Origin of the sequence: Nostoc sp. 2RC, assembly GCF_014222165.1 — a bacterium.
In the GTDB taxonomy this organism is placed as follows: domain Bacteria; phylum Cyanobacteriota; class Cyanobacteriia; order Cyanobacteriales; family Nostocaceae; genus Nostoc; species Nostoc linckia.
The window spans coordinates 1-4,995 of record NZ_JACKZU010000494.1 but is presented as its reverse complement, the minus strand read 5'-3'; the positions used below and the strand labels follow the sequence as shown (position 1 = coordinate 4,995).

The window sequence follows — 4,995 nt, the reverse complement described above, 5'->3', positions numbered from 1 at the left end:
GTGTGGGGAGTGTGGGGAGTGTGGGGGGAAAGATTTCTTCCTCATCCTCCCACACTTCCTGCTTGCCCCATGCCCCATGCCCCATGCCCAATGCCCAATTTAAAAAATAGTCAATCTATATTTACCAACTTCCTGTGGATTCTTGGAAGTAACAACTATATAGTAAGTATCATCCTCAGGTAATCTAGCTCTGTCAATTAAAGCAGTATATACATCACCTTTGTCTTTGTTTTGATCTATGGCTACGGGTTGCCCTTTGGAATTGAGTAAGGTGACGTAAGGAGAAAATTCTTCGTCAACACTATCTACGCGAATGCTGATTAGCTGATTTTTTTTACCTTGAAAATTGGAAACATTGTAAGCTCCTCCATTTTGTTTTAAGGTGGAACTTTTGGCATTGAGTTGACCGGATTCATCTATAGTGTAGCTAGCTCTATCATTCCTCAAAGCTAAACTATAGCGACCTATTTCTCCGGGGTTTTGGCTAGTAACTGCAATTTTGTAAGTGCCATTCACCGGCAATCGTGCAAAAATGAAGGCATCATCGCCACCACTGTTTTTGTCTAAAGCACTTTTTTTGACGATGATATTATTATCGGGATCGTGCAAAAATAATAACGGTTTTAAACTTAAATTATTTGTTCTGCGGTTATCGTTACTGCCAACAAGTCTAATTTGGACTAATTGATTTTCTCTACCTTCAAATTCGTAGAAATGGAAATATCTACCTTGAGATTGGAAGTCATTTCTATCCAAAATACCCAACGCCACATCTACAAAATTAATTTCTTTGTAAATCGGTGCTGGTGACTCCTGAATATTTTGGTTGTTGACAGCTACATTGCTACTTGTCTGCTGAACTCTAGCTGGGCGATTATTAGAACGATTAGCAACTCTCCCTCCAGAAGATCTAGAACCAGAGCTATTACTAGCACGATTATTGTTGGAATTAGAATTATTAGTTCTACGTCCGGAAGATCTAGAACCGGAGCTATTATTTGCACTACTGTAGGAACGCTGGGAACTTCCTGTGTTAGAGGATATCCGAGGAGTTTGTTGTTGTATTGGTGATTCAACAGATTGTTTTTTTCTGGGAGATACTGTTGCATTAGAAACAGGAATTTGCTCAATTCCTTTCTTTACTGCTTCTGGCTGTCTCTCATCTGGAGATTTAGCAATTAAAAAGTTTTGCGAATTTTGAGGTTTTCCTAAAGCACTGATAGGTAGCCCATTACTTGCGATGAACAAACTACTACTCAAACAACAAATTAAAAATTGATTTAATTTGTGACGATAGCTGTTGTTTTCTCTTAGCATAATTATGCTCCTAGTTTTGCTAAAAATTTGATATTTTAGGAAGAAATTTAATTGTTCCTGTTTTTACCCCAGTTAAATCAAGTTGAAATTTTGTCCAGACTAAATTGAATTTAAATTTCTGAATCCTGACTCCTGACTCCTGAATTCTGACACCTGAATTCTGACTCCTGAATTCTGAATTCTGAATTCTGATTTCAATTTAGACCACCAGAGTTAATTCCAAGTTGGTAGGTATATACTGACCTCCAAATTCAAATTACAGCTTTTCGGATTTTTATCGAGATATTTTTGTGTAACTCAGACGATGGTGTCTGACTCTTAAACGGAGAATACATACATGTATAGATATGTGGAATTAACGCCAATCAATTGCTGAAAAGGCATAGTGCGATCGCAACTTTTTTCAAGCTATGTAAATTGTGGAATACCTGATGAGGTAAGGAAATTAGCGATTTGTATGGTGTTTCAGTAAGATTAACTAACAAGAGAGATTATACTGCATGACTTAAAATGAATATATACCCCCAACATGGAAATGGATTCCCAGTATGCTTTGTTGTGTGAATCCCGACTGCCAAAAACCCCTAAATCCTGATGAAAACAAGTATTGCCACAATTGTCGAGCGGAACTGATACCCCTACTGGGAGGTCGCTATCGTCCGACTCAAGTATTATCAGATGAGGGCGGGTTTGGCAGAACCTATCTAGCGGAAGATGTCCACAAGCTGAATGAATGCTGCGTTGTCAAACAATTTGCACCAAAACTTCAAGGAACCGGCCCCTTAACAAAAGCTATTGAATTATTTAAACAAGAAGCCAGCCGACTTCAACAATTGGCTGAACATCCACAAATTCCTACTTTATTGGCTTATTTTGAGCAGAATGGCTATTTATTTTTAGTACAGCAATTTATTAATGGACAGAATTTGCTCAAAGAATGGGAAAAGCGCGGAAACTATCACGAAATAGAGATTCAAGAACTTTTGCTAGATTTATTGCCGGTGCTGAAATTTATTCACGCACTGGGAGTGATTCATCGAGATATCAAGCCACAAAATATTATTCGCCGCCAAATTGATGGGCGATTAGTTTTAATTGATTTTGGAGCTTCTAAGCAACTAACAGCAAGAGTGCAAACTAAAATTGGCACTGTCATAGGCTCCCACGGTTACACAGCACTGGAACAAATGCAAGATGGCAAAGCTTACCCAGCCAGTGATTTATTCAGTTTGGGAGCAACTTGCTTTCATCTACTAACTGGAGTCCGCCCATCTCAATTGTGGATGCAACAAGGTTATGGTTGGACTACATCCTGGCGACAATATTTGAATCCTTCAGGTAGAGACGCAATTCCTTTGTCTGCGGAGTTGGCTGAAGTTTTGGACAAGCTTTTACAACCCGACATTCAAAAACGCTATCAATCAGCTGATGAAGTTCTCGCGGACTTAACATCCTCAGTACAAGTACCCCCTACTATCCTGACAGCAACATTTAAAAGTACTTCCGCAAATACAGCCCCAATTTCACCAAAACCAAATAACAAAGCAAATACCACCCCTCCACCAAAACTAAATAACAAACTCAAAACTCCCCTGCTGTTAGGTACTGGCGTTTTGGTTTTAGGACTAGGGGGAGTTTGGTATTTCCAAAGTCGTCCCAGTGAAATCAACCAGCTTTCTGAACCAATTTCTCAGCCTGTTAGTTCCCCAGTAAAAAACATCTTGGAAGTCCCTTATTTAGCCAAATCTCTCAAAGGACATTCCAGCGATGTGAATTCCGTAGCCTTCAGTCCTGATGGTAAAACCCTTGGTAGTGCTAGTGATGACAAAACAATCAAGCTATGGAATCTCGCAAGTAAAGAAGAAATTCGCTCCCTTGAAGGCCATTCTAATTGGATTTGGACTGTAGCCTTTAGTCCCGATAGCAAAACCCTCGCCAGTGGAAGCGCGGACACGAAAATTAAACTGTGGAATGTGGAAACAGGTAACTTAATTCGCACTCTCGAAGGACACACTGACGGAGTTACCTCGGTGAATTTTAGCCCCAATGGTAAAATCCTCGCCAGTGGAAGTGCTAGTAAAGATACGAAAATCAAACTGTGGAATTTAGACACAGGAAAGTTAATCCGCACTCTGGAAGGACATACCAATGGCGTTCAGTCTGTGGTTTTCAGTCCTGATGGTAAAACCCTCGCCAGTGGTAGTTGGGATAAAACAATTAAGCTGTGGAATTTAGAAACTGGAAAATTAATCCGCACCTTAAATGGACATAGCGGCTCCGTTCTTTCCGTTGCTTTTGCTCCTGATGGCAAAACTCTAGCTAGTGGTAGTAATGACAAAACAATTAAATTGTGGAATTTGCAAACGGGAAAGTTAATTTACACATTAAAGGGACATAATGATAAGATTAACTCCATCGCTTTTTTGCCAAAAACAGCTTTCAATAATATCACCCTTATCAGTGGCAGCAGTGACAGGACTATCAAACTTTGGAATCCAGTTACAGGAGAAAAAATCCGCACTTTAGAAACCGGTTCTGGATATATTTATGCTGTTGCTATCAGCCCAGATGGACAGACTATTGCTGGTGGTGGAAGTGGTGAAAATATTTTAAAAATTTGGCAGACAGTTCAATAAAAGCTGCTCATAAAAAATTAATTGTCGTCCTGATATCCGTGGAGGACTATATTGTGATAATATCCTCCAAGGAATTAAACAAGGGATTCAAATTTTCAAGTTGCAACAATATTAAAATCTACGCTCAATACTAATCTGTGTCCTGAAATTTAAGTTCAAATCTAGGGGGATGAGGAGATAGGAACGTGGAGAGGAGTAATTATGCAATTTCAATGTGCATTAGCTGATATAGAGATTCCCAGTTAAGTGAGGTACAGATAATATTTTGAAACGCATTTGTCGTTAGGCGTTCCCGCAAGGTAGGGACATAAAGTAATACCAATTTAAAAAATGTTTGCGACAGATACCCCACCCTTACTAACAGGAGTGTTGGGGAGGTGTTTTGTCTATGTATCGCATTCTTTTTTCAAATTGGTAGAATGTAGAATTTTTGTTATCAAAAAAATCACCAAATTTAGAATTTATGATTAATATATTTTTCCTATTGATACTGTTTTCTTCGCTGTTAGGGCGAATTAAATTTCCGGGACTCAATATTGGGATTCATTATTTATTACTGCCTGCTTTGAGTTTTGGTATAATTAGTTGTTCTTGGAAAGAAACAAGAGAAGTTGTCAAAAATAATAAGACTATTTTGATATCTTTGGGATTACTATATATTTGGATGTGGGTTTCTTCTTTAACTAGTGAATTTCCTCGTACTGCTATTACTTATAGCGCTAAATATTCGAGTTATTTTATATTATTTTTTGCTTTTTTAGTTTTAACGTTTAGAAAGATGAAAAATTCATCTTTAACATTTTATTATCGTTGTATATTGAATTTGTTACAAATAATTGGAATTTTGGGTTTTTTAGAAGCTTTAGTTCCCAATCACTGGATTTTTGAGCTATTAAAATTTCCTAGCTTTTATCCTCAAATTGGTTCAATAATGCAAAACCCCAATCAATTTGGAGTGATAATGGGTATTGGTTTATGTTTGAGTTTAACTTTAGAAAGACAAAAGAAAATTTCTACAATTGAATTATATATTAGTGAATTT

3 protein-coding genes are annotated in these 4,995 nt (G+C 37.8%); 2 read left to right on the top strand and 1 reads right to left on the bottom strand.

Going from position 1 to position 4,995, the window contains the following annotated elements:
- Positions 1 to 99: 99 nt before the first annotated feature.
- Entirely contained in the window at positions 100 to 1,317 is a 1,218-nt protein-coding gene (locus GNE10_RS32030; protein WP_185570003.1) for a pre-peptidase C-terminal domain-containing protein, read from the bottom strand.
- A 548-nt stretch (positions 1,318 to 1,865) separates the two neighbouring features.
- On the opposite strand from GNE10_RS32030, the gene GNE10_RS32025 reads away from it, so the two are divergent.
- Together GNE10_RS32025 and GNE10_RS32020 are read left to right on the top strand one after the other, a co-directional pair.
- Positions 1,866 to 3,953 (top strand): serine/threonine-protein kinase, encoded by a 2,088-nt coding sequence (locus GNE10_RS32025; RefSeq protein ID WP_099069703.1) that lies wholly within the window; start codon positions 1,866 to 1,868, stop codon positions 3,951 to 3,953.
- 463 nt (positions 3,954 to 4,416) lie between these two features.
- Positions 4,417 to 4,995 (top strand): hypothetical protein (locus GNE10_RS32020; protein ID WP_185570002.1); only part of this gene is annotated, 579 nt, incomplete at its 3' end.